The organism is Burkholderiales bacterium (assembly GCA_035518095.1).
In the GTDB taxonomy this organism is placed as follows: domain Bacteria; phylum Pseudomonadota; class Gammaproteobacteria; order Burkholderiales; family JAHFRG01; genus JAHFRG01.
On record DATIXX010000009.1, the window covers coordinates 35,034 to 57,603 of the forward strand.

At 55.7% G+C, this 22,570-nt stretch carries 20 protein-coding genes; 13 read left to right on the forward strand and 7 right to left on the reverse strand.

All coding sequences use genetic code 11. The features are described 5' to 3' along the window. Positions 1–4 precede the first annotated feature (4 nt). Together VLV32_01995 and VLV32_02000 are read left to right on the forward strand one after the other, a co-directional pair. Positions 5–883, forward strand: a complete 879-nt coding sequence (locus VLV32_01995; GenBank protein ID HUL40668.1) for an alpha/beta fold hydrolase — start codon at positions 5–7, stop codon at positions 881–883. A gap of 48 nt (positions 884–931) precedes the next feature. Next, positions 932–1,573: an MtnX-like HAD-IB family phosphatase gene (locus VLV32_02000; protein HUL40669.1), complete on the forward strand. Its 642-nt coding sequence runs from the start codon at positions 932–934 to the stop codon at positions 1,571–1,573. A 58-nt stretch (positions 1,574–1,631) separates the two neighbouring features. Here the strand turns inward: VLV32_02000 and VLV32_02005 are convergent, their stop codons facing one another. The 5 genes from VLV32_02005 to VLV32_02025 form a co-directional block, all read right to left on the reverse strand. Further along, positions 1,632–2,909 carry a beta-ketoacyl-[acyl-carrier-protein] synthase family protein gene (locus VLV32_02005; protein HUL40670.1) on the reverse strand — a complete coding sequence of 426 codons (1,278 nt, stop codon included), beginning with the start codon at positions 2,907–2,909 and terminating at the stop codon, positions 1,632–1,634. Beyond that, the gene (locus VLV32_02010) at positions 2,906–3,208 is read right to left on the reverse strand and encodes an acyl carrier protein (GenBank protein HUL40671.1); all 303 of its coding nucleotides are present in this window, start codon (positions 3,206–3,208) and stop codon (positions 2,906–2,908) included. Before VLV32_02010 ends, VLV32_02005 begins: the two co-directional genes overlap by 4 nt. A gap of 1,274 nt (positions 3,209–4,482) precedes the next feature. Then, positions 4,483–5,586 (reverse strand): lipocalin-like domain-containing protein, encoded by a 1,104-nt coding sequence (locus VLV32_02015; GenBank protein ID HUL40672.1) that lies wholly within the window; start codon positions 5,584–5,586, stop codon positions 4,483–4,485. Positions 5,587–5,625: 39 nt separating this feature from the next. Then, positions 5,626–8,166, reverse strand: a complete 2,541-nt coding sequence (locus tag VLV32_02020; protein ID HUL40673.1) for an FtsX-like permease family protein — start codon at positions 8,164–8,166, stop codon at positions 5,626–5,628. Next, positions 8,163–8,834 carry an ABC transporter ATP-binding protein gene (locus VLV32_02025; protein HUL40674.1) on the reverse strand — a complete coding sequence of 224 codons (672 nt, stop codon included), beginning with the start codon at positions 8,832–8,834 and terminating at the stop codon, positions 8,163–8,165. The genes VLV32_02020 and VLV32_02025 overlap by 4 nt, the downstream gene beginning before the upstream one ends. A 350-nt stretch (positions 8,835–9,184) precedes the next feature. Between VLV32_02025 and VLV32_02030 the strand changes: the two genes are divergently transcribed. From VLV32_02030 to VLV32_02050, 5 genes are all read left to right on the forward strand, one after another. Next, a complete protein-coding gene (locus VLV32_02030) occupies positions 9,185–9,607 on the forward strand; it encodes an archease (GenBank protein ID HUL40675.1) in 423 nt (140 codons plus the stop codon). Between the two features lie 3 nt (positions 9,608–9,610). After that, positions 9,611–11,044: an RtcB family protein gene (locus VLV32_02035; protein HUL40676.1), complete on the forward strand. Its 1,434-nt coding sequence runs from the start codon at positions 9,611–9,613 to the stop codon at positions 11,042–11,044. A 157-nt stretch (positions 11,045–11,201) separates the two neighbouring features. Next, complete coding sequence (locus VLV32_02040) at positions 11,202–12,545, forward strand: adenylate/guanylate cyclase domain-containing protein (protein HUL40677.1); 1,344 nt, start codon at positions 11,202–11,204, stop codon at positions 12,543–12,545. Between the two features lie 144 nt (positions 12,546–12,689). Then, a complete protein-coding gene (locus VLV32_02045; protein HUL40678.1) occupies positions 12,690–12,959 on the forward strand; it encodes a hypothetical protein in 270 nt (89 codons plus the stop codon). Positions 12,960–13,037: 78 nt separating this feature from the next. Beyond that, complete coding sequence (locus tag VLV32_02050) at positions 13,038–13,319, forward strand: hypothetical protein (protein HUL40679.1); 282 nt, start codon at positions 13,038–13,040, stop codon at positions 13,317–13,319. Between the two features lie 123 nt (positions 13,320–13,442). On the opposite strand, the gene VLV32_02055 is transcribed toward VLV32_02050, so the two are convergent. Beyond that, on the reverse strand, positions 13,443–14,210 hold the full coding sequence (locus tag VLV32_02055) for an endonuclease/exonuclease/phosphatase family protein (GenBank protein ID HUL40680.1): 768 nt from the start codon (positions 14,208–14,210) through the stop codon (positions 13,443–13,445). Between the two features lie 767 nt (positions 14,211–14,977). Here VLV32_02055 and VLV32_02060 point away from each other — a divergent pair. Both VLV32_02060 and ada read left to right on the forward strand, forming a co-directional pair. After that, positions 14,978–15,415, forward strand: a complete 438-nt coding sequence (locus VLV32_02060; GenBank protein HUL40681.1) for a pilin — start codon at positions 14,978–14,980, stop codon at positions 15,413–15,415. Between the two features lie 527 nt (positions 15,416–15,942). Further along, positions 15,943–17,013: a bifunctional DNA-binding transcriptional regulator/O6-methylguanine-DNA methyltransferase Ada gene (gene ada, locus VLV32_02065; GenBank protein ID HUL40682.1), complete on the forward strand. Its 1,071-nt coding sequence runs from the start codon at positions 15,943–15,945 to the stop codon at positions 17,011–17,013. Between the two features lie 486 nt (positions 17,014–17,499). Here ada and VLV32_02070 read toward each other — a convergent pair whose 3' ends face one another. Continuing rightward, the gene (locus VLV32_02070; GenBank protein HUL40683.1) at positions 17,500–18,036 is read right to left on the reverse strand and encodes an alpha/beta hydrolase; all 537 of its coding nucleotides are present in this window, start codon (positions 18,034–18,036) and stop codon (positions 17,500–17,502) included. Between the two features lie 368 nt (positions 18,037–18,404). Here VLV32_02070 and VLV32_02075 point away from each other — a divergent pair, with 368 nt between their 5' ends. The 4 genes from VLV32_02075 to VLV32_02090 all read left to right on the forward strand — a co-directional run. Then, positions 18,405–18,926, forward strand: coding sequence for a hypothetical protein (locus tag VLV32_02075; GenBank protein ID HUL40684.1), 522 nt, complete (start codon positions 18,405–18,407; stop codon positions 18,924–18,926). 8 nt (positions 18,927–18,934) lie between these two features. After that, complete coding sequence (locus tag VLV32_02080; protein ID HUL40685.1) at positions 18,935–19,975, forward strand: phosphatidylserine decarboxylase; 1,041 nt, start codon at positions 18,935–18,937, stop codon at positions 19,973–19,975. A gap of 11 nt (positions 19,976–19,986) precedes the next feature. Then, positions 19,987–21,048, forward strand: a complete 1,062-nt coding sequence (locus VLV32_02085; protein ID HUL40686.1) for a prolipoprotein diacylglyceryl transferase family protein — start codon at positions 19,987–19,989, stop codon at positions 21,046–21,048. 254 nt (positions 21,049–21,302) lie between these two features. Continuing rightward, on the forward strand, positions 21,303–22,570 hold a 1,268-nt coding region (locus VLV32_02090; GenBank protein HUL40687.1), incomplete at its 3' end, for a carbon starvation CstA family protein.

The window sequence follows — 22,570 nt, forward strand, 5'->3', positions numbered from 1 at the left end:
CGCCATGGCTGTTGAGTGGGCGTCCCTGCTTGACCAACAGCCAGTCACTGTTACCGGGGATGATCTCACCCTTGCTGGAGGCCAAAAAGGCTATATCTTGCTGTTTCACGGGCTTACCGGTTCACCTGCCGAACTGGCCTATGTTTCCCTTTACCTGCATAACAGAACAGGCTTCTCGATCTGGTGTCCGCGACTTGTTAATCACGGACAGCCGCTGGGTGTGCTGGCACGCACGCGCTGGCAAAAACTTGAAGAGTTCGCTCAAGCATGCTTCAAGCGAGCCCTTACCGAAGCTAATGCTGCTGGACTCCCACTGTTCGTCGGCGGACTTTCCCTCGGGGCCATTCTCGCGCTGCAGCTTGCAGCGGAATACCCTGAGAACGTATTTGGCACAATTTGCCTCTCTCCCACACTTTTCTACGACGGCTGGAACGTCCCGTGGATTCATAAGCTGATTCGGATAGTCTCTTATACACCACTCAAATACTTCGCATATTTCCGAGAAGAGCCACCATATGGACTAAAAGACGAGTTTCTGCGAAAGCGCATGGCCCAACAATATAGCAAGACCTCGCTTCGTGACAGCAGCGATGTGGCGAATACCGGCTATGCGCACTTTCCAGTGCGATTGTTCTGCGAAGTTCGCCATCTGATTGCAAAATGCATTCGCTCCCTTAATCGGGTTGTTTGTCCCGTTCTACTGGTCCAAGCCGAACATGACGATGCCACTGGCCCCGCTAATGCGGAATTCATTTACCGGAAAATCAAGTCGAAGCATAAAGAAATTGTCTTGCTACATAACTCTTATCACCTCGTTACAGTGGATCTGGAGCGCGCGAGCGTAGCAGCAACAATTGCACGGTTCTGCAGCTCAGTTACGTAATGTCGGCGCGCTCTTTGAAACCGGGCGTCCACAGTTCGGTGGCGACCTGTGAATAGACCCGTCCTTTTCCTCGATTTCGATAACACCATTACCCAAGGCGACCTGCTCGACGCCGTTCTGGAACGGTTCTCGAAAGACAATTCATGGCTTGAATTGGAGGACGCCTGGCGTAGCGGCAAAATTTCAACCCTCGAATGCCTGCGGGGCCAAGTTGGAAATCTAAAACCATCTCGCACGGCAATCCTCGAGTTTGCCGTCACCATTTCTGTCGATCCGCATTTTGTCCCGATCGCTGACTGGGCAGCCCGATCAAATGTCGATTTGATCGTGCTCAGCGATAGTTTCACTGCGCTAATAGACGCGGTGTTTAAACACCATGACATTCCCAATGTTCCCGTATTTGCCAACGAGCTGAAATTTTTTGCAGATCGTGTCGAAGCTGAATTCCCTTACCAAGATCCGTCGTGTGCGAGGTGCGCGCATTGCAAAGCCCGGCAAATTCGCAAATTCCCAGGGCAAAGGACGATATTTGTCGGGGACGGCCTTTCTGACATCTGCCCCGCCAACATTGCAGACATTGTATTTGCAAAGGATTCACTTGCCCGGCATCTCGCTCAATCCAACAAAAAGTTCTTGCCATTCCATTCCCTGCAGACTGTCCTAAATTTTCTATTGGAAGAACATTCCTGAATCGGACGTTTCCGATATTCCCTTCCCACGAGCAACTGCTTCCGCCCTGTAATTAAGATCAACGCAATCCTGGATTTGACGAGTCCTTTGTCAGTCGGGGATGCCGCTGAACAAACCTTTTGGCAATGAGCACTGCGTTCGTTCCGCCGAAGGCGAAGGAATTCGACATGACTGCGTTGATATCGAGTCCTTTGCGTGCGGTGTTTGGTACGTAATCGAGATCGCAATCGGGATCCGCCTCAGAATAATGGCAAGTCGGGGGAACAGAACCCGCATTCAGGGTCAACAGGCTGGCGACCATTTCAACGGCGCCCGCAGCTCCCATCAAATGCCCGTGAAGTGCCTTGGTCGAGCTAACCGGAATATTGTGAGCAGCGCTTCCGAAGACCGCTTTAATAGCCGCTGTTTCGACAACGTCGCCCAATTGCGTCGCGGTTCCATGGGCGTTGATATAACCAATATCCGTAATCGCCAGCTGCGAGTCTTCTATCGCTGCCTTAATCGCCCCGACTTGTCCCGCCGGTGATGGCTTTGATATATGGCATGCATCGCTCGAAATGCCGTAGCCGGCGATCTCTCCCCAAATCTTCGGTTGTCGCACTATGGCTGTCTCCAATGCCTCGAGGACCAATACCCCGGCGCCCTCGCCAAGCACCATACCGGTTCGTCCCTTTGAAAACGGTTTACATGATTGTTCTGGGAAATTAATGTCTGGCTTTGCGAGAACCCGCAAAGCTGCCCACGCCGCGACCATAACCGGAGTCACCATTGCCTCAGCGCCACCAGCAAGCGCGACGTCTATATAGCCGTCGCGTATCGCGCGATACGCCTCACCGATCGCCACGGCTGAAGAAGCGCACGCAATGGAATAGGTCATGACAGGACCGCGAATTCCATAACGCATCGAAAGATGCGCTGCGGTCGCGTTAGCCATGGTCGAAATCACCGTCAGCGGGGGCATGCGTCCATCACTGTTATCAAAAAAACTCCGGTAACCGGACTCTATAGCGTTGGCTCCTCCTATCCCGCTACCGAAATACACACCCGCTCTACCCGCTTCCAGAGCCGTTGCGTCTAACTTGGCATCGAGTACAGCTTGTTCCGCCGCGGTTAGCCCGAATTGGCTTACGCGGTCGAGACCAACCAATTGCGGCTTGGTAAAATAAACCGATGGATCGAAATCGACAACCGTGCCGACCACCTGTCCTGAGTCACCGAACCAACGAATTCCGGAATGCCCCGCAAGAAGGTTTGCAAAGAACTCATTCGCTGTGTTCCCAACGGGCGAAATGACGCCCAAACCGCTGATGACGACGCGCCGGCTATTCTTTGTCAAGTCGGGCTATAGGATGGATGCTGCCTCTTGACCTCGGAGTCGACGAAAGCGACGAGCGCACCGACCGTTTCGAGGTCTCGTGGCACGTCTGGCAGCGTGATGTTCAATGTTTTTTCCAACTCGAACACGTATTCGAGAAAGGCTAATGAATCGATCCCGAGAGCATCAAGCCGTTGGTCCAGAGCAAGCTGCTCTTTGGCGACCCCGAAGTTCTCTACAAGCAAGCCCAGCATGATAGCAATCGTCCGCGATCCAGTGGATTTTGGTGCAACATTATTGCTGCGCGTTAGGGTTTTCACTATTAAGGTTCTCCATCGCAGCGCATTATGACAGCCGTGCGCAGCGTCGACAAGGTGTTGCAAAACCGGTGCTTTGACTGCGATATCGTCATCTTCTACGTTCGGTGTACATAAGCTGCACTTGAGCTATCGGGATCTCGTGGAGATATTGGTCATGCGTAGCCTCAGCAGGCGGATCAGTCGCAACCACATTCACGCGCACCTCCGCCTGCGCGCCACAGATCGGTGCAAAAAATGAATCAATCAACCCCAGAAAAATATATAGCGGCGCATACTCGTCCCTAACATTTCTTTATGCAATTAACCAAGTCTGACCGCATAGTTTACCGATATTTAGGCCCATCGTTCACAGACAAGATAAATGTTAACCAGATTAATAATTACGATTGCGAGAACCATTAGGTAAGATCCCCTTAACCAACAGGGCCAGCAGGACTTGGGTAAATTAATTCCTTCTTCGAACGTCTTAATGCGCCGGAGGAATCTTCTTGCGTCGCAGTGATCTTTTAAGCTGAGCACGCAAATGAGAAATACGAGCGCAGCAGCAGCCAACATCAATACGTGCAGTTGGTCAGATGAAACTTCAGTTACTTTGATAACGCCGTAAAGGAAACCGGCCTCGACTGTGGCCGCAGTTTGGAAGCGACTCCACATCATAAGGTCTTGGTAACGATAGAACCCGCAGTCCTGCTTGTATATTTCTACCTTTCTGTCGTCGTTGCTCATTTGCCCCTCCCACTGCGATCGCTCGGTCTTGTAATGCTTTACCGCCCTCCGAGCCACCTGCAAATACAAAAAGGGTCGGAGTCGAATGATTTTTCATCTCAGAATTGAAAGGTCGTTGCTTGACCACAGATTCGCCTGCTTATGATACCCCTGTGAGGTGCCAAGCAGAAAAGCACGGGCGGGCGAAGTGAAGCGAGCACTGTCTGAGCGCGGCGCGAGTTGCGCAGCGCCCGCTGTGGCTGAGGAGCGCAAGGGTAATTCGGCGAACCGGGGTGCTGCCGCGACACGGTGAGCGAAGTTTGGGGTGCGGGAGCAGCTGCATGAGAGCATCATTTTACAATGTATCTTGCGGCAGCTTGCGCTCCTACCCGCTCCACGCTTCGCGAGTCCGAGTCCGGGGCGTCCTTCTCTTTGGTTACTTTTTCTTGGCGAAACAAGAAAAAGTAACCAGCCGCCGGCCTGCAACCAGCATAGCTTTTCCGCTTCTATTAGTATCACTGTCTTCCAACTCGTCGCCGCGAAATCGAATCTACTTCACCTCACGTCATCTAGAGCTCAACCGGTTTCCAATAACCAGTGAGCTCCAGATATCCTAACCCGACAACATTACCGTCTCGCAATGCCCGCACCGCACCTTCCCAATAAATCGTTCCGCTGGTCTCGCGGGTGTCGTTCTCCTGATCATCCATCAGCGGCTCGACCGCCAATTCGAGATCAGCTGCCCTTATCAACCATGATACCGGGTAACTCGTTCCAGTTTGCGGAGAACGCCATTCGCGGCGCGGCATGAAGCGAATTTCGGAGGGCGAATAGATTTGCACCGAGCCGTCGGCGCGACGCAAAGTGCCGCCGGCCCAGAAGCTGCCTCCTTGCTTGTTGCGCATGCGGAAGGCCATCAGCGCGCCGCCGTCGTCAAGGTTGATGCCGACCCAGTCCCACCCTATTGCTTCTTTAGCCATGTAGCTCGATGACCACTCATGGTCAAGCCAGGCGCTACCGGTGACCGATATTGGCTCCCCCTCACGCACGAGTGTCCCCGTCACCTGGAGATGCGGCAGACTGTAATAGTAGCTGGCAGATTCAGGCGCGGGCCCTTTGCGGCTGAAACCGTCCTCGCCCTCAAGCAAAGGCGGCTGGGTTGCGACGAAGCTGAAGTCAAATGCGAAATCATGCGCCGCCAGCCGCGCGTGATACGAGTTGTCTTCCTGCACCAGTGACCAGTCGTCTATCCAAACGCGGGTGTGTCCTTCGTCCGCACCGGCCAGACCGAAACCGGCGCGCGCCGCGCGCTGTGCGCGGATCAGCCTTCCTACTCGGGGATCGCTTAAGGCAGCATGCGCGATCAAGATGTGATAAGGCGCGAAACTGCTCGGATTTTTTTCCTTGAGCTCCGGCCGCGCGCGGAAAAACGTAATCTGAAAACCGAGCGGCTGCGTTTTTTCATTGAGCCAGCCCGTGATGTACCACCACTCGACGCGGAAATCGGGGTGGCTTCGTTCATCGCGTGGGAAGCGCAATCTGTAACCCGGCACCACGGGGGCGAAGGGCTCAATTCCAGAGCCGTGATACGCAAGTTGTGCAAAAACTTTTGGCGAAGCCAGCAAGCCGGCCAAAAGAGTCAGTACGCGTCTCCGGTTTGGCAATGGCTTCATAACTTCGCTTTTCATCCTTCCGCTTTCGTTCTCGCCTTTCTACCAGTCTTCACGTACTGCGCGAATAACGTCGTCCTTCATGGCCGCGCGTCCGCTCCACACGGCGGTTATTGCTGCAGCCGCGATCAGGATACTTGCCAGCGCGGCAAGCGGCAGCCACGGCACATGCAAATCCATGCTCCAGTGGAATGACTGGCGGTTGATGACGAAGATAAGTATCAGGCTCACCGTGCAGCCGCAGACGAGGCCGAATCCCACGCCCAGCAGCGAAACAATTACTCCTTCGTAACCAAGCATGGTCCCGATTTCACGACGTGTCATGCCGAGATGCCGCAGCACGCCGAATTCGCGCCGGCGCGCGAGGGCCTGCGCACTGAAACTTACGCTTACGCCAAACAACCCAATCAGGATTGCAGCCACCTCCAGTGCGTAGGTCACCGCGAAGGTGCGGTCGAAAACAGAAAGCGACGAGATGCGCACTTCGCGGGTACTCGCGATCTCGACCCCGGGTGCGTCCGCAAAACGCTCGCGCAGCGCGCTTGCCGCCTGCTGCAGCGGCACATCGCTCGCGACCCACAGTGCCGCATCATTGGCGAGTTGGTCGCCGGTGAGCTGAATGTAAAGTTTGCGGTCTATGATTACCGCGCCGGTCTGGCGCGCATAATCGCGCCAGATCCCGGCAACGGTAAACTGCACCGGTTTGTTTCCAATCGGTAGCCGAATCTCGTCTCCTACCCGCCAACGATACAAGTCGGAAGCAACCTCGGAGATCCACACCGGCGGCGGTTGCCCGCTGCGCGGAACCACGACACGCGAAACCAACGCCAACCTCTGGGCGGCGTTTTCCAACGGCAGCGGGCGCGCGATGAGCATAAGCGGCAGGCGTTCCGGCGAAAGCAACATGTTTTGGCCGCGCAGAAATTCCACGCGTTTGATCCCGGGTGTGGCGGCAATGCGCGCCTGGTCCGCGGTCGAGAGAAAGGCGGTTTCACCAAACGGCGCCGAGCGGAGTAACAGGTCGGCCGGAAGCATGCGCTCGAGCCACGTCTCGAGCGATATCCGGAACGAATACACCATGATCAGCATTGAAACCATCAGGCTGAAGCTGATGACGATAACGGCAACGCACAGCGCGACCTGGCGCGGGGTTCCCTGCAACTGAGCGACTGCCAGCCTGCCGGACGCGTACCTTGGGTGTGGGAGGAACCGCAGCAGCGCAGCCGCAAGGAGCGGCATGATGAGCACCGCGCCGAGCAGTATCATGGCAACGGCGCCATAGCCTGCAAGCGGCAAACCATTTATCGGTGGGGCAAAGCTTGTCGCCAACCCCAGAGCCACTAGCGTAATTCCGATGGTGGCGGAAGGCACCTGGTTTACGCTTTCCTCCTCGTCTCCAGCGTGCAGCGCTCGGGCGGGCGGGCGTCGCGCTGTTTCCACGGCCGGCGCAGCCGCCCCAAGCACCGCAAACAGGACTCCGAGCACGAAATAGACAGCAAGCGTTTCTGGCTCCAAATGAACGTTTCCGGTGACGCTGTGGAAATATCCCGCCCCTAGATCCGCACCGAAGCGCGCCACCGTGTAGGCGGCGGCAATGTAGCCAAACACGACGCCGCACGCTGAGCCGATTACGCCGATCACCGCTCCTTCAGCAATCAGTAGTGCCGCCAGGCCGGAACCCCTAACACCGAGAGCGCGCAGCAACGCGAATTGAGTGCGCCGTCTTAGCTGCGCGAGCACTTGGGACGAGAATACGAGAAAAGCGCCGGTGAACAGCGCAATCAGTGCCAACATGTCTAGATTCGTTCGATAGGCGCGCGAGAGACTCGCGTCGCGCTTCGCGTCAGCGTTGGGCGTGGCGACTTGCACGCCATCCGGCAGCTCGCGCTGTAATACCTCGCGGAAACGCCGAACATCGGTTCCCGGCTTCAGCACCAGATCCAGGCGGTTAAGACGTCCAAGCCGATCGAGTTTCCATTGGGCAGCGGCGATGTCCATCACACCCAGTCGCTGCCGGTAGGCGCGTTCCGGCAATAAACCGATTACATGAAGTACAACGCTATGCGTGCCGACCTGCACTTTCAGAAAATCGCCGGCGTGCAAACCGAGCCATCGCGCAGCGGAAGGACTCAAAAATATGGAATCTGCCAGAAACAAATCGCTTACCAAATTTCGTTTTTCCGGCAATAAGGCGGGCTGCACCTGGAGCGCGCGTAATGGGTCCAGTCCGATGATTTGAAGTGCGTCCCGACGGCCGGCAAGCGGCACTTCCATTTCGAGCGCGGGGTTCACTGCCCTGACCTGCGGCATACGAGCAACACGTGGATAAAGCTCCTCGTCGAATCCAGCACGCGGTCCACGCACCACGAGATCAGCCTCGCCCGCGAGATGGTGCGTAGCCAGTTCGAACTCGTTTAGCGCCGTGGCATTGATGAGGTGCACGGCAACACCGAGCGCGGTGCCGAGGGCAATGGCGACAGTTGCGAGAAAAGTCCGCGCCGGGTTATCAAGCCATGCGCCGAATATTGTCGCGCGCAGTAATAAGAGACGACCAATACCCGCTACCGATCCTGCTGTCTTCATCGGTTATAAAGTTGAAGGCCTTCCGAGGAAAGCACATAGACGCGTTCCGCGGTAGCTGCTGCCACTGCGGAATGCGTAACCAGGATGCCTGCGCCGCCTTCGCGCTTCACCTGGTCTCGGATCAGGGCGAGCACCTGAATTGCGCTCTCCGAATCGAGATTGCCAGTGGGCTCGTCGGCCAATAGAAGCACAGGCTTGTGCACCAGCGCGCGCGCAAGGGCGATCCGCTGGGATTCACCGCCAGACAGCTCGCGCGGATAGCTGTTCGCCGCTCGCGACAAACCAACGGCGGAAAGCATGTCGGCAACGCGCACGGCGCTTTCGCCGCTGGAACTGCCATTGAGCACGAGCGGTAACGCCACGTTCTGTGCCACGGTGAGATGGGGCAACAGGTGGAATGCTTGAAACACGAATCCCATGCGGCTGCGCCGCAGTAGCGTGCGCGCAGTATCGTCCAACTGCGTGAGTACCGTGCCAGCGAGAGATACTGTGCCACTATCAGGCATATCCAGTCCGGCAATGAGATTAAGCAACGTGGACTTGCCAACACCGGACTCGCCCATGATTGCGATATATTCGCCGCGGGCGAGATCGAGATTCACGCGACGCAGAACATTGCGCGGCCGCGCGCCAGCGTATGACTTGGAAAGTTCTCGTATGGTCAGCATATCTTCACTGATCATCGGCATTCATCCGAGCATACTTCGAATGCGAATGTCGTGCCTTCTAATCCATCGTAACGCTTCTTCATGGAAAAAATGAAAGGCCAGAGGTGTACCTTCTTCAGCGACGCCAAATCTCAATTTCATTCAAAAAAAACTTGTGTTTATGATACCCCTTGTGAGCAGCCGAATGAGGAAGCTCGTCCGAAGTACGATTTGAGAAAAGTAAAGTCATGCAATATCAAACGCCGGGTTGAACTTGTCAGTTGAACTCCTGTTAGCCTCAATATTGACTCAAATCAATCTGACAGCTCCGCGCTTGGCGCATCCTATAATATATATCCTGAATTACGAGCATGAACACAGCAGCTCTTCCAGACGCGTACTTCGAGCACGGCGCCGATATCGGGGTCGTCGGCCGCGGCACAACCATGGAACAGGCTTTTGAGGACGCCGCGCGCGCAACTTTCGCCGTCATGACCAATCTTGAAGCAGTGCGGCCCATTGAAACGGTTAGCCTGGAACTTGAAGAATCCGATAACGAGCTCGCGCTTGTGCGTTGGCTGAATTTATTACTTGGACTTGCGCGAGAACGCGGCATGGTGTTCAGCCGGTTCCGTCTCGAGCATAACGGCGCTTACTGGCGCGGTAGTGCCAGTGGCGAGCCGTGGCGCCCGGCCCTGGAGCGGGGAGTGGAAGTTAAAGGCGCGACTCTCACTATGTTGGAAGTGAAGAAAACCTCCGACGGATGGGAAGCGCGTTGCATCGTGGATGTGTAGATCATGGATCTTTCCCGACTGCAACAACTCAATCAGTGGTGCTGGACCATTCCCCCGTCCGCCGGAGAGCAGCGGGGTGACGTTCGGATCTACGGCAGCCGCGAGCTGCTGGCGGCGATGGACGACAAAGTCATGGAGCAAATTACGAACGTCGCGCGTTTACCCGGCCTTGTGGGCGCAGCTACAGCCATGCCGGACGCCCATTGGGGATACGGCTTCCCGATCGGCGGAGTTGCAGCTTTCGATCCCGAGCTAGGCGGTATCATTTCCGCCGGCGGGGTAGGCTTCGATATCTCATGCGGCATTCGTTGCCTGCGCACCAACCTCCAACTGACGGATGTGGCCGGCAAACTTTCCTCACTCGCCCGCGGCTTGTCGGAAAACATTCCCGCTGGCGTGGGCGAAGAAGGTGAGCTTAAGTTGAATACCACTGAACTGGATGAGGTGCTGAAAGGCGGCGCCCAATGGGCAGTAAAGCGAGGCTACGGCACCAAGGCCGATTTGGAATACATTGAGGAGAACGGGCGAATGGCAAATCCCGTTCCAGAAAATGTTTCCACGCTTGCTAAGAAACGCCAGCGCGGCGAAATGGGCACGCTCGGCTCAGGTAATCATTATCTTGAAGTGCAAGTGGTGGACCGCATCTATGAGCACCAAGCCGCCGATGCTTTCGGGCTGCACGAGGGACAGATCGTAATCTCGATTCATTGCGGCTCACGCGGCCTGGGTCACCAGATCGGCACCGATTATTTGGTTAGCCTGGCTAAAGCCGCGTCGCGACTCGGCATCAGCCTGCCGGACCGTGAGCTCGCATGTGCGCCGATCAGCTCGCCTGAAGGAAAGGAATACATTGGAGCAATGAACGCTGCGATGAACTGCGCTCTTGCCAATCGCCAAATCCTCACGCATTTGACGCGGGAAACGTTCAGGCACGATATTCCGAGCGCAGTGCTGGAAACACTGTTTGATGTCTCACACAACACCTGCAAGCCCGAGATTCATGATGTGAACGGAAGCAAACGCCTGCTCTATGTCCACCGCAAAGGCGCGACCCGTGCCTTCGGTCCCGAAAATCCCACACTTCCCGAACGCTACAGAGGGGTTGGGCAACCCGTGGTTATCGGCGGAAGCATGGGAACTGGTTCCTATATTCTCGCCGGCACCGCAGAAAGCGAGCATCTCGCTTTTTCTTCGGCAAGTCACGGCGCGGGACGTGCGATGAGCCGCCACCAGGCGCTCAAGCAATGGCACGGCCGGCAACTGGTAGATGAACTGGCGCGCGACGGCATCTTGATTCGCACCCGGTCCATGCGCGGTGTCGCCGAAGAAGCGCCGGGAGCGTACAAGGACGTCAATCAAGTTGCGGAAGCGACAGAACAAGCCGGACTGGCGCGGCGCGTGGCTTTTCTCCGCCCGAAGGTGTGCGTAAAGGGATAAGGATTCCGCTGCCGGCATTTCGCGCATGATGGGCCCGGAAAATACTTTTTTTCTTGTGTTCACTATGAGCTTGGTCTTGATCTCGGCTACTGGAATTTGAAAACGAACCAAGCTAGGATACGCAAAAAACTGCTGCTTCAATTTCTCGCGCCCTGCTATGACCGCTAACGTAAAACGTAAACTCGCAGCGATTCTCGCGGCCGACGCATACGGCTACAGCCGCATGATGGGCGCCAACGAGGAACGCACGCTTAAGGTGCTCGCCGCGCATCGCGGCGTTATCGACGGGATCATTGCTCTGCATGAGGGCCGCATTGTGGGTACTGCCGGCGACAGCGTGCTTGCCGAATTCGAAAGCGCGGTAGAAGCGGTGCGTTGCGCGGTCGAAATTCAGGATGCCCTCAAGACGCGCAATAACTCGCTCCCGGAGGACGAGCAGATGTCGTTCCGCATCGGCGTCAACCTTGGCGATGTCATGGTTTCAGGCGACGACTTGCACGGCGACGGCCTAAACGTCGCGGCGCGCCTGGAAAGCATCGCCGACCCGGGCGGTGTGTGCATCTCATCGTCTGTTTACGATCAAATCACCGGCAAGCTCAATCTCGGTTTCGTCGATATCGGCAACCGCGAGCTCAAAAACATCAGCCGACCAATTCACGTCTACAAGCTTTCCGGTACAGCACCGGTAAAACCACTCGCGCCTGCCGCAAGTAGTACCTCCCGCCGGCACTCATTGGCGGCGGGCGCGGCCGCTTTAGCCGTCGTCGCGGCAATCGTCGCCTGGCAAGCGGGATGGTTACCGCACCCCAGACCCTATGGCGAAGAACGCGCGAAAGTCAAGGCCGAGCTCGCAAAGGCCCGCGGCGAGGCCGAAGAAGCGCAGCACCGTGCTGAGACCGAGGCGGCGGCCACTGCCGGGGCCAGACGCGAGCTCGAGGAGCAACGCGCAGCCGAGATGAAAGCTAAAGCTGAAGCCGAGCTCGAGAAAGCGCGCGCGGATGCGCAAGAAATACGGCACAAAGCGGATGCCGAACTCGCTGCTGCAAAGTTGAAATCGCAACAACCACCGAAAGCTGCCGAGACCTCGAAGAAATCCGGCAACGCTGTGGTTGCGGCACTAGCGCCGATGTCTGCCGGTTCATCGAAGCCGTCTTCGGCCGCAGCATCGAACTATGACGGCAATTGGACTGTGACGCGATCGTGCGATGCTTTTGAGGAACTTCCGTCGCAGGTAAATAGCTGGCCGTTTACTGCATCGGGCGGCGAGATCATCGTGACCCACGGCCAACCCGGGCAGCCGGGCTACATTATCGTTCGCGGCAAGCCTGGCGAGGATGGCAGCCTTGTGCTCGCCGGCAAAGTCATATCCAAAACAGAGCGTCATCTCGGCAAGGAAGTTCCCGCTTATTTCGACGGGCGTTATGACGGTGAACGGTTCGTACTGAAAGGACACATCGGCCGCCGTGCGTGTGCTTTGGTCCTTGCGCGCGCCGGCGGCTGAAGCGTCTTCCCGCTCCGCTTTTCTGCTCCCGCAATTTGCGTCCGGAACCGGACGAATCTGTCAACCTGAAAGTCTCGAAGGCGTTAAATCTACTGGAGCGCCGGACCACGGCCGCTCCGCCTTAAATTTCTGCAGGAGAAGAATATGTTTAGACGTATCATGGTTGCATTTGTGACTGTGTTCACACTTGCCATTTTGCCCTCGGTTTTCGCCGCGGACCCAGAGATGCAAACTTCGCCTGCCAAGGGCGAGCGTCACCCTGAAATGAGGCATGCGCTGCATGCACTGGAACGTGCCAAAGGCGATCTGGAGCACGCTGCACACGACTATGGCGGACATCGTGAAAAAGCGCTCGAGCTGACCGAGCAGGCGATTCAGGAAGTAAAAGCGGGATTGGCTTACGATAAGAAGTAGCAAGGCTTGAGGCTTGCGTTCACGGTATCAATACAGAAGCTTGTTCCCCGACCAACGTAACTTTTTCTGGAGGTTTTTATGCATAAAGTAATTTTTGTTGTGCTCGCGATGTTTATGTCCGGCGCAGTGCTTGCCCAAACACAACCGCCGGCCGCACAGCAACCCAATCAAGCTCAGAATTTTCAGGAGCGTAAGCAGCACATACTGGAGCGCATGGATCAGAGGATTGCGGCACTTCAAAAAGCCAGGGATTGTGTATCGCAAGCTCAGGACAAGGATGCAGTCAAGGCATGTTTTCCTAAACGCGAAGGCCATCACGACGGGGGCAATTACCACGATCGGGGTCAGGGCAACAATTAGTATTTAGGGCTTCGTTCCGACCGGTCCAAGGCTTGCAGTCGCGGGCCACGCCATCTTGCGAAAATGCGCAGAGCGCGCTTATTTAAGTAAAGTTCATCTTACAAGGACCGGCGGCGCGCTAATTCAGTCCACGAAATCAAATTCCGCGATGAGCATGTGATGGTCGGAAGCTGGAGTCGGCTTGACCGCGTGGCTCACGAGCCGAAGATACTGATTGTAGAAAATATGATCCAGCACATAAGGGCGGCGACGCCACGTAATCTCGTCCGTCTGCACCGTCTTAAAACCTGCGTTTGCAAACTGCCGCACTAACGATTCATGCTTACTGACGTTGAAATCGCCCCCTAGCAGCGTGGGCCCGGTCGATTTTCGCAGCTGCTTAATCACGAGATCGCGCTGAGACGTTTGCTCCTCGGCAGATGGATTTAACATAAAAAACGCCAACAAGTGCGTGTTAAACACTGCGAGCTTGCGTTTTTGAATCGCAGTCTTTGCGCCGATCAGCAGCCGATCTGTTGGCGTTCTTTTTTTGCCTCGAAAATCGAACTCAATCGCCGGCGACGGCAGGTCCAATGACATGGTGTTACGCAATGGCGTCTTCGAGAAAATCGCGAGACCTATGCCGAACGGCAATTCGCGCGGATCAATTTGTTTTGCCAGAAAAAATCCGTCATAGCCTACGAGCGCTTTGCGCAGCCGCGTATAATTGCGCGGAGGGTTGTGCTGTACGCCAAGAGGACGCACCTGCTCGACTTCCTGCAGCAGCACGATGTCAGCATCTTGGCTGCGGATTTCTGCGATAGTAAGGTTGAGGTTGATGGGCGCGTAGTCGGGATAAGCATCATCCCAACTCTGTCCGAACTGCATGTTGAACTGCAGAACCTTGAACATTCCTGTTCTGATTATGATTTGTTGGCGCGATTATAGCATTAGTCTAAAGCAATGCATCCAGCACGTTTTCGGCCGGAGGCTTCTACAATTTGACGTCCGAGCGTCGCCCGCCGACCGTTCGCATCCTCGGCCCGCGTCCCGTTCCATCGCGCCGTGCATTTGTAGCAAGATGCGTCGACAAACGCGTGCGCGGCACATTTTCCTCCATCGGAGTTCACACGTTCGCTCACGCAAAAAGCGAGTGATATGCATTTCGCTAACCCGGCTCTTCCATTCCCGCATCGTTCCCGTCAGCGGGCTCTATGAGTTCGCCTTGGTATGAACGCGGGGACGGGTCGATCCAAATGCATTTTGAGGCTCCGCATGGCCTTGAATCTTTTAGTGAAAATTTGTTAACTGACTATGATCCGTGTAATACTTATAAAAAGCGCATATAAAGATAGGGTAGAAATGTGAGTCAACTCACATACTTATTTGTCCTGGAGGCCCATAGTTTCGATAGCAAATCGTCGAATATTAGCTCTTCCGGTTCAACAAAAAAAAGATCCTTTCAGACGGCAAAAAGTTATTTGGTATGGCTCGATCGCGGCATGCTCCATTGCTTGGTTTGAGCCGGACCGGACGAGAAACGACACTTCGCTATTTTCAGAGAGTTTTAGAATTTTTATTAACACTATTACTTATAGGAACTTTTAAGCATATTAGCGGCACATAGCTTACGTTACTCATCCTGTAGCATATTTTTTATAAATGAATTTGGGGGTCATATGAAACAAGTACGAGGCTTTACCTTGATCGAGTTGATGATCGTGGTAGCGATCATTGGCATATTGGCTGCGGTCGCGATTCCGGCCTATCAGGACTATACGGCACGCGCCCAAGTGTCTGAAGCGGTCGAACTGATGTCCGGCGGCAAAACGCCGTACGCCGAGTGGTTTTCCGACAAGGGCACTTGGCCGACGTCAACTTCTTCGGTCATGGGCAATACCATCGGCAAATATGTTCAGGGTGTGCAACAGCTTACGGCCCAAGGAACGACGGGCGTGCTGCAAATCATGGCGACTATGAGACAGACTGCCAGCAAGCTCGTCGCTGGGGGAACCTTGCTTTTAGAAACGCCTGACGGCGGTAAAACCTGGACCTGCAGCAACACCGGTGCTAATTCCACAATTTTAGGAAAATACCGTCCTTCGGCTTGCCGTTAGTAGCAACTGATCTAAAAAAACCCGCCCCGCTTTTGGGCGGGTTTTTTGCCTCCATCAAAACCTGATTCCGAAACTGCACCAGCGTTCGTTGCTCGCTTGCGCGTAAACGTGCTTAGACTCTGCCAAGTCACGTTTACCGATCGCACCACGTAAAACAGTTACCATCGCCAACAAGTTATTACGCCGCGATTCATTTATCTCATAAGCTCATGCGAGCGGTATGTAGCCTCGCGACTGGAACCAAGTTCAGCCCTCTCCGCAATTTACTGCGCCTGCAAGACAGCGGCGTGTCGAGTAAGATTGATCCCGCCCCTGGCTTATTGTCTCGGTAACATCAGATTACCCGTCCGAAAGTTATGGTCGATGCAAAGTGGCGTTCGCAGGGGGGATATCAACCGGCAGATTTTGGATGTCTGCGTGCATGCGCTAAGATGAATTCAAAAGCAAGACCCGGAGTGTGCCAATTTCCATCCACAGCTAAATTTCAACCGTCGACTATGAAGACCGTTGAAAGGAAGCAAATGAACATGTCCAAAAAAGCCAAAATGCTTGCGGCGGCGACTGCGAGCGATGCTCGCTGGGCAGCCGTGTGCGCCCGCGATCCAAATGCGGACGGGCGATTCTTTTACTCTGTCAGGACTACGGGTGTCTACTGCCGCCCGTCTTGCGCCGCGCGCCTTGCCAGGCCCGAAAATATTGAGTTCCACCTGACTGCGCAAGACGCTGAGCGAGCCGGATTCCGGCCCTGCAAGCGCTGCAAGCCGGACCAGGTTTCTCTCGCCCAGCAGCACGCCGTAAAGGTAGCCGAGCTTTGCCGACTCATCGAGAGCTCCGAGCAGGTGCCTAGTCTAAATGAAATGGCAAAACATGCCGGAGTGAGCCCCTTCCACCTGCATCGCGTCTTCAAATCGATTACAGGCTTAACGCCCAAAGCATACGCAGCGGCGAATCGCGCCAAGCGCGTCCGAGCTGAACTGGACCGGAGCAACACGGTAACCGAGGCGATTTACGGAGCAGGATACGGCTCCAACGGTCGCTTCTATGAAAAATCGAACGAGATATTGGGCATGACGCCGACCAACTATCGCGCCGGTGGCGTCGATACGCAGATACACTTCGCCATCGGTGAGTGTACGCTCGGCTCCATTCTGGTCGCCGCAAGCCCGCGTGGAGTGTGCGCGATTTTTATGGGCGATGATCCTGACAAGTTAGTGCGCGATCTGCGGGACCATTTCCCGCGAGCTAACCTGATCGGCGGCGACGCAGAATTCGCGAAGCTGGTCGCTAAAGTAGTGTGCGTCGTGGAAGCTCCCAGGCTGGGACTCGACCTTCCGCTCGATGTGCGCGGCACCGCATTTCAGCAGCGGGTGTGGCAGGCGCTTCGCAAAATTCCCGCGGGCAAAACCGCAAGCTATGGCGAAATCGCAAAGCGCATCGGTTCTCCCAAATCCGTTCGTGCCGTGGCCCAGGCATGTGCGGTGAACGTGTTGGCGGTGGCGGTCCCCTGTCACCGTGTCGTGCGAACTGACGGTGGGCTGTCGGGCTACCGCTGGGGCGTCGACCGCAAGCGCGCTTTGCTCGATCGGGAAAAAAATTGAGATCTCTGTCCTGCGGATTGCTGGCTTTATCGGTGCTGGTTCGTCCACAGGCGCGGGCGTCGGAATTATTACCACCGGGACTTTACGCAGTCACCACCGAGACATCGATGCCGAACCTCGAGGAAAATCGAGGGTACGCCATAACCCACGAGTAGCGCTGTCTAATACACCAGGAGCTCTGTTCCGCATTCCCGATCCTGCATCACGAATCATTAAGGGGATGCAGGCTCGACAACGAAAGCCGCCGCGAAGATACCGTTTCCTATCTTCTAATTTGCAAAACGGACACGGCACCACGGGAGCCGCGCACTGGTATCTCGGTTCCGGCCAGATCAGGGGCACGCTGAATGTAGAACTCAGTGGCAAGAACATGACTTTCATTATCAATGCATCATTGCCAGATCTTTGGGTAAATGTCCATCCGAGGCGACGTAGAGTTTCCGGACAAAGGAATTGAAACCATTGTTTCCCGCGGCAACGGGATTCTCACGCGCCGAGCAACCTGTTAAGCAAAATCATTCCCTCGGGCCAATTGCCGAGTTTGGCCGCGCTTCCGATGTGGCCACGCGCGCCAAGGAGCACGTAGTCTGCGCCCCATGCCGCCGCGAATTGTCTGGAACGCTCCACGGATACTCGTTCATCGTTCGTACTTGCAACCACAATGCTTCTAAAAGGCAATGGCTGCAGCGGCATGGGAGAAAACCCGACGGGTCCCGGTGGAAACGCCGCAGCATCGACATCGCTGGGAGCCACTAACAACGCGCCGTCAACAGGCCCCGAGTAAACCGCAGCCCAGTGCGCGACCAGACAGCAGGCAAGAGAGTGTGCAACAAGAATGGCAGACCTGTTCTCACGCATAATGGTTTCATGCAAATTCTTAATCCAGTCGCGGGCATCCGGTGTTTCCCAGTTCGATTGCAGGACGCGCTCAAAACCAGGATTCGCTTGTTCCCAGTAAGTTTGCCAATGATCAGGACCGGAATTGCCGCGGCCCGGTAAAAGTAGGATGCGTGGGCGAGACATAATATTTGTTAGGGTGGCTATCGACTCTTTATAGAAGTACCCGCAGCAAGCCGCAGGCACATTTTAAACATCTTAATACCAGTCGTTTGAGTTTAAGGGGGTTCTTCAACACGGGCAAATCCAAGCGCTCCAGGCGCAAAGACGTCAATCAGCGAGGCGCGCAGGGCCAGCGCCTAGTAATTCACAGGTCACAATTCCTTTAAATCCCTGTCATATTCTTCGGTTACGCTGCGAGCGATTTTCAGGTAATACTCGAACAATTAGCGGCAACCCATCAAACATATGGTGATATTCGAATGCTAATTGGTGATAAAGATAAGCCTTTTGTCCGACCCTGCAACGATGGCGCAGAGGAATCGCCGCAGACCATGACACTTGAAACTGAGCTCGTAGACATGCGCCCCGATATGCGGGCTGCGCTGAATATTGTGCTGGGCTGCCACGGCCACTCGCCCGTTCCGAATTCTCAAATCTGGGAATTGGCGGATTGGAATCCCAGCGCCCTTGTACACGCGTTGATGAGGGATTCCCAATACTACGAAATCGCCGATCGGTCAGATCTCATTGCAATACAGTTGTGGAACGTGTTCCTCATGCGGGAATGCCAATCCTCCGCTCTGATGCCCCAGGCCGCGCGTGTCATAGGAGCGTACCAATCCGCGGCCAACCGGATTCCGGTAACAAGCTCGTATCCCGTTGACTTTGCTCAAGCTGTCCTGGAACGGTTTCATCTTGCGCAATGCACCGTAATTCGTCCGAAGTATGGTGAGCACGTCGATGCAATTCGTTACGGTTGGCATGCCGCAGGGATTCGATTGCGCTATCCCGGAATCCTCGCCAATACTTGTGGTCCGAAGGAATACGGCGAAGCGCTGCAGGACGCGGCGTAGGAGCGGCCATGCCCACAACATGGCACCAGTACATCGAGCGGTCGTCCGGGCAGGTTCGTACCGAACGATTTATTGGCGACGAGTCGGTTCGCTCCTTGTATTCCGCGGCGCGGGAACATGCACCCGTCATTTTCAAGGCGCTAACGAGCCGTTTCGCGAACGATTTCGTGGCCACTTTGCAGTTCGATCTGCCATGGGTTACGCGCTGGAGCAGACTCCGTTCGCTACTTGAACGCGCGGGACTCCGCCCGGACGAAATGGTAAATCCCCCGGACCGGCTTGTCAGCCTTCGCGACCTGTTTGAGCGACAAATCCGATTCTGGGAGTGCCGACCGATGCCAGATGATCCGGGCTGCGTGGTCGCGCCTTCGGATTCACGCATGCTCTGCGGCGAGCAAGCAGGCGGGGCCAGTCTCCTGATCAAGCAGAAGCTGCTTGGACTTGGTGAACTACTCGGCGTCAAAAGCAAGTGGGGCTCTTGCTTCGCGGCGGGCGCGTGGGCCGTCTTCCGTTTAACGCCCGAGAAATATCACTACAATCATTGTCCGGTCACGGGCGAGATTGCCGATTTCTACGAAATCAAGGGGGCGTTTCACTCGTGCAATCCAATCGCGGTCATCAAAAATCCAGCTGCGTGCGCGCAGAACGGCCGTTCAATCACGGTTATCGATACCAACGTGTCGGGCGGCAGCGGAATCGGATTGGTCGCCATGATTGAGGTGGTAGCGCTAATGATTGGCGAAGTGCACCAGTGTTACAGCGCGGAGTACTATCTTGACCCCTGCCCGATCAAGCCCGGTATGCATGTCAAGCGTGGAGCAGTCAAGAGCCTGTTCAAGCCTGGCAGCAGTACCGTGGTCTTGTTATTTGAACGGGATCGCGTGGAATTCGATGCAGACCTGATCGCCAACCTGCGCCGAAGAGACGCGACGAGCCGCTTTTCCGCAGGTTTTGGCGAACCGCTCGTGGAAACCGAGGTAAATGTGCGCGCCTCGATCGCGCGTGCTTTGCCCAGCCACGACAAGACAACCGGCTTTAATTCTTCTTGAGCACGACATTCATGGCTGCATTCCCTGACGAATGGTTCCTTCTGGCAGTAGGAAGCGTGTTGCTAGTACTGCTTGCCTGGTGCTTTCGCACGCTGCCGCGTGAACGGTGGCAGTTTGTTGCGACTGTTCCCATCCACAAAAACGCCGACGGCTCCTGGTCGGGAGTAAATCTTACGTTTTACGGGCTGCTCTTTGCGACTGCGCAGGCCATCGCACTGGCAATCTTGCTGTTGCTGACAGGCGCAATAGGAATACAGATCGGATCGCTCGGCGCCGTCGTTCTCGTATTCGTCCTGATCGTGCTTCCGAGCGCCCGCTGGGTTGCTCGGATCGTTGAGCGGAAGCAGCATACGTTCACAATTTCAGGAGCGACCTTTGTCGCGGTGTTGGTCCTGCCCCTTTCCGTGGAGGCGCTGAACTTTTTGCTACGCTCGACCGGCTCCACGCAAATGCCGCTGCTTCCGGTAGTGTCTGCGATGGCGATCGCGTATACCATCGGTGAGGGACTCGGCCGCAGTGCCTGCATAAGTTTCGGATGCTGCTACGGCAAACCCGTGGATCAGACGCGCGGCATTGCACGCTGGATATTCGAGCGCATCAATTTTGTATTCGAAGGCCGGACAAAGAAGATCGCCTATGCGGACCGGCTGGATGGAGTTCCGGTGATTCCAGTGCAGGCAATCACTGCCAGTCTTTACGTGGTAACAGGGCTGGTATGCGCCGGGTTTTGGCTTCGGGGCGCATTTTGCACAGCGCTGTTGCTATCCATCGCAGTCACCCAGCTTTGGCGCGTCTATTCCGAAATGTTACGCGCTGATTATCGGGGCGACGGTCGCATCACTGCTTATCAAAAACTCTCTCTCGCCACAATCGCGATATGCGCGGCGTACGCGTGGTGGCTGCACGCTCCAGCCACGGTTACCCCAAATCTGCGCGCGGGAATTGCGCATTTGTGGTCACCGGGCGCGTTGGTACTGATACAAGCGGTCGGCTTGTTCGGTTTCCTCTACGCAGGCCGCAGTGAAGTAACCGCCGGGCGGGTAATGATCGATCTGCGCCAAGACCGCATCTGACGTGACGCTGTGGATAAATATTCGGTTGCACCGCAACATGGCATTTATCAGCTAATCGCTGCAAAATGCAACATACGCATAATCTAATCTAAAGAGGTTTTGAAAAGCTTCAAAAAATGGCGTAGCGTCATGTAGACGGCACGCTTCGCCAAGCTTTCGCGCGAAACCAACTTTCTTGACCAGGATCAAAATGTCTGGATTGGAATGGGCGTATGTTCGCGAAGCGTTATCATGAATAATGAGGAGGGAAAATCATGAATGCAGCTCTCAATAGCGGGTTCACGCTCAAGAGCAAGGTTTTATGGGGTGTAGTAATTGCGCTGGGAGTCGTCTCATTTGCGATCGTCGCGCTTACTCGAGGCGAACCCGTCAATGCAGCCTGGCTTGTGATCGCTTCGGTTTGCATTTATTTCATCGCCTTTCGCTTTTACGGCCTATTCATCGCTAACAGGGCGCTTGGCGTCGATGGCACGAGGCAGACGCCCGCCTATCGCCGCAACGACGGGCTTGATTACGTACCAACAAATCGCTACGTGCTGTACGGCCACCATTTCGCAGCGATCGCCGGCGCGGGCCCGCTCGTCGGTCCGGTGCTGGCCGCACAAATGGGCTATTTGCCGGGTACTTTGTGGATCCTGGCCGGGGTCGTGTTCGCAGGTGCGGTGCAGGACATGACGGTACTCTTTTTGTCAACGCGACGCGACGGGCGCTCGCTTGGCGACATGGTCCGCTCTGAAATGGGGCCGATTGCCGGCACCATCGCGGGCATCGGGGTATTACTTATCTGCATCATCATCCTGGCGGTCCTCGCGCTGGTAGTCGTAAAGGCTTTGTTTGGGAGCCCTTGGGGCACGTTTACCGTCTTCTGCACCGTCCCCATCGCGCTAATCATGGGCGTTTACGCCCGATTCCTCCGTCCCGGGCGTATCGCGGAGATGTCCATCATCGGCGCTGTCCTGCTCTTGGCGGCGCTAATTTATGGGCGAACGGTGTCTGAAACTCCAGCTCTCGCCGCATATTTCAATTTCCCCGCCACAACGCTTGCGCTGACCATTATCGGCTACGGCTTTGTTGCCTCAGTCCTACCGGTTTGGCTCCTGTTGGCACCGCGTGACTATCTTTCGACCTTTCTAAAGGTGGGCACCATCGTCCTGTTAGCGGTAGGCATCCTGATCGTTCGTCCGGATCTGCAAATGCCCGCCGTCACGCGATTCATTGACGGCACCGGGCCCGTTTGGGCCGGCAGCTTGTTCCCTTTTCTCTTTATCACGATCGCCTGCGGTTCGGTCTCAGGCTGGCACTCACTCATCGCTTCAGGCACCTCGCCGAAGATGATCGAGAATGAAAAGCAGATTGCTTTCATCGGGTACGGCGGCATGCTAATGGAATCGTTGGTGGCCATCATGTCGATGATCGGCGCCACGGTAATCCACCCCGGGATCTATTTCGCGATGAACAGCTCGCCGGGACTTATTGGAACCACCGCCGCCCACGCGGCGCAGGTAATCACATCCTGGGGCTT

Bases quoted from the DNA above. Each gene is read 5' to 3' on its own strand.
- VLV32_02080 (HUL40685.1), top strand. From the start codon at position 18,935: ATGCCCACAACATGGCACCAGTACATCGAGCGGTCGTCCGGGCAGGTT.
- VLV32_02035 (HUL40676.1), top strand. From the start codon at position 9,611: ATGGATCTTTCCCGACTGCAACAACTCAATCAGTGGTGCTGGACCATT.
- VLV32_02025 (HUL40674.1), bottom strand. From the start codon at position 8,834: ATGCTGACCATACGAGAACTTTCCAAGTCATACGCTGGCGCGCGGCCG.
- VLV32_02060 (HUL40681.1), top strand. From the start codon at position 14,978: ATGAAACAAGTACGAGGCTTTACCTTGATCGAGTTGATGATCGTGGTA.
- VLV32_02045 (HUL40678.1), top strand. From the start codon at position 12,690: ATGTTTAGACGTATCATGGTTGCATTTGTGACTGTGTTCACACTTGCC.
- VLV32_02055 (HUL40680.1), bottom strand. From the start codon at position 14,210: ATGTTCAAGGTTCTGCAGTTCAACATGCAGTTCGGACAGAGTTGGGAT.
- VLV32_02075 (HUL40684.1), top strand. From the start codon at position 18,405: ATGACACTTGAAACTGAGCTCGTAGACATGCGCCCCGATATGCGGGCT.
- VLV32_02085 (HUL40686.1), top strand. From the start codon at position 19,987: ATGGCTGCATTCCCTGACGAATGGTTCCTTCTGGCAGTAGGAAGCGTG.
- VLV32_02020 (HUL40673.1), bottom strand. From the start codon at position 8,166: ATGAAGACAGCAGGATCGGTAGCGGGTATTGGTCGTCTCTTATTACTG.
- VLV32_01995 (HUL40668.1), top strand. From the start codon at position 5: ATGGCTGTTGAGTGGGCGTCCCTGCTTGACCAACAGCCAGTCACTGTT.
- VLV32_02040 (HUL40677.1), top strand. From the start codon at position 11,202: ATGACCGCTAACGTAAAACGTAAACTCGCAGCGATTCTCGCGGCCGAC.
- ada (HUL40682.1), top strand. From the start codon at position 15,943: ATGTCCAAAAAAGCCAAAATGCTTGCGGCGGCGACTGCGAGCGATGCT.
- VLV32_02070 (HUL40683.1), bottom strand. From the start codon at position 18,036: ATGTCTCGCCCACGCATCCTACTTTTACCGGGCCGCGGCAATTCCGGT.
- VLV32_02050 (HUL40679.1), top strand. From the start codon at position 13,038: ATGCATAAAGTAATTTTTGTTGTGCTCGCGATGTTTATGTCCGGCGCA.
- VLV32_02015 (HUL40672.1), bottom strand. From the start codon at position 5,586: ATGAAGCCATTGCCAAACCGGAGACGCGTACTGACTCTTTTGGCCGGC.
- VLV32_02030 (HUL40675.1), top strand. From the start codon at position 9,185: ATGAACACAGCAGCTCTTCCAGACGCGTACTTCGAGCACGGCGCCGAT.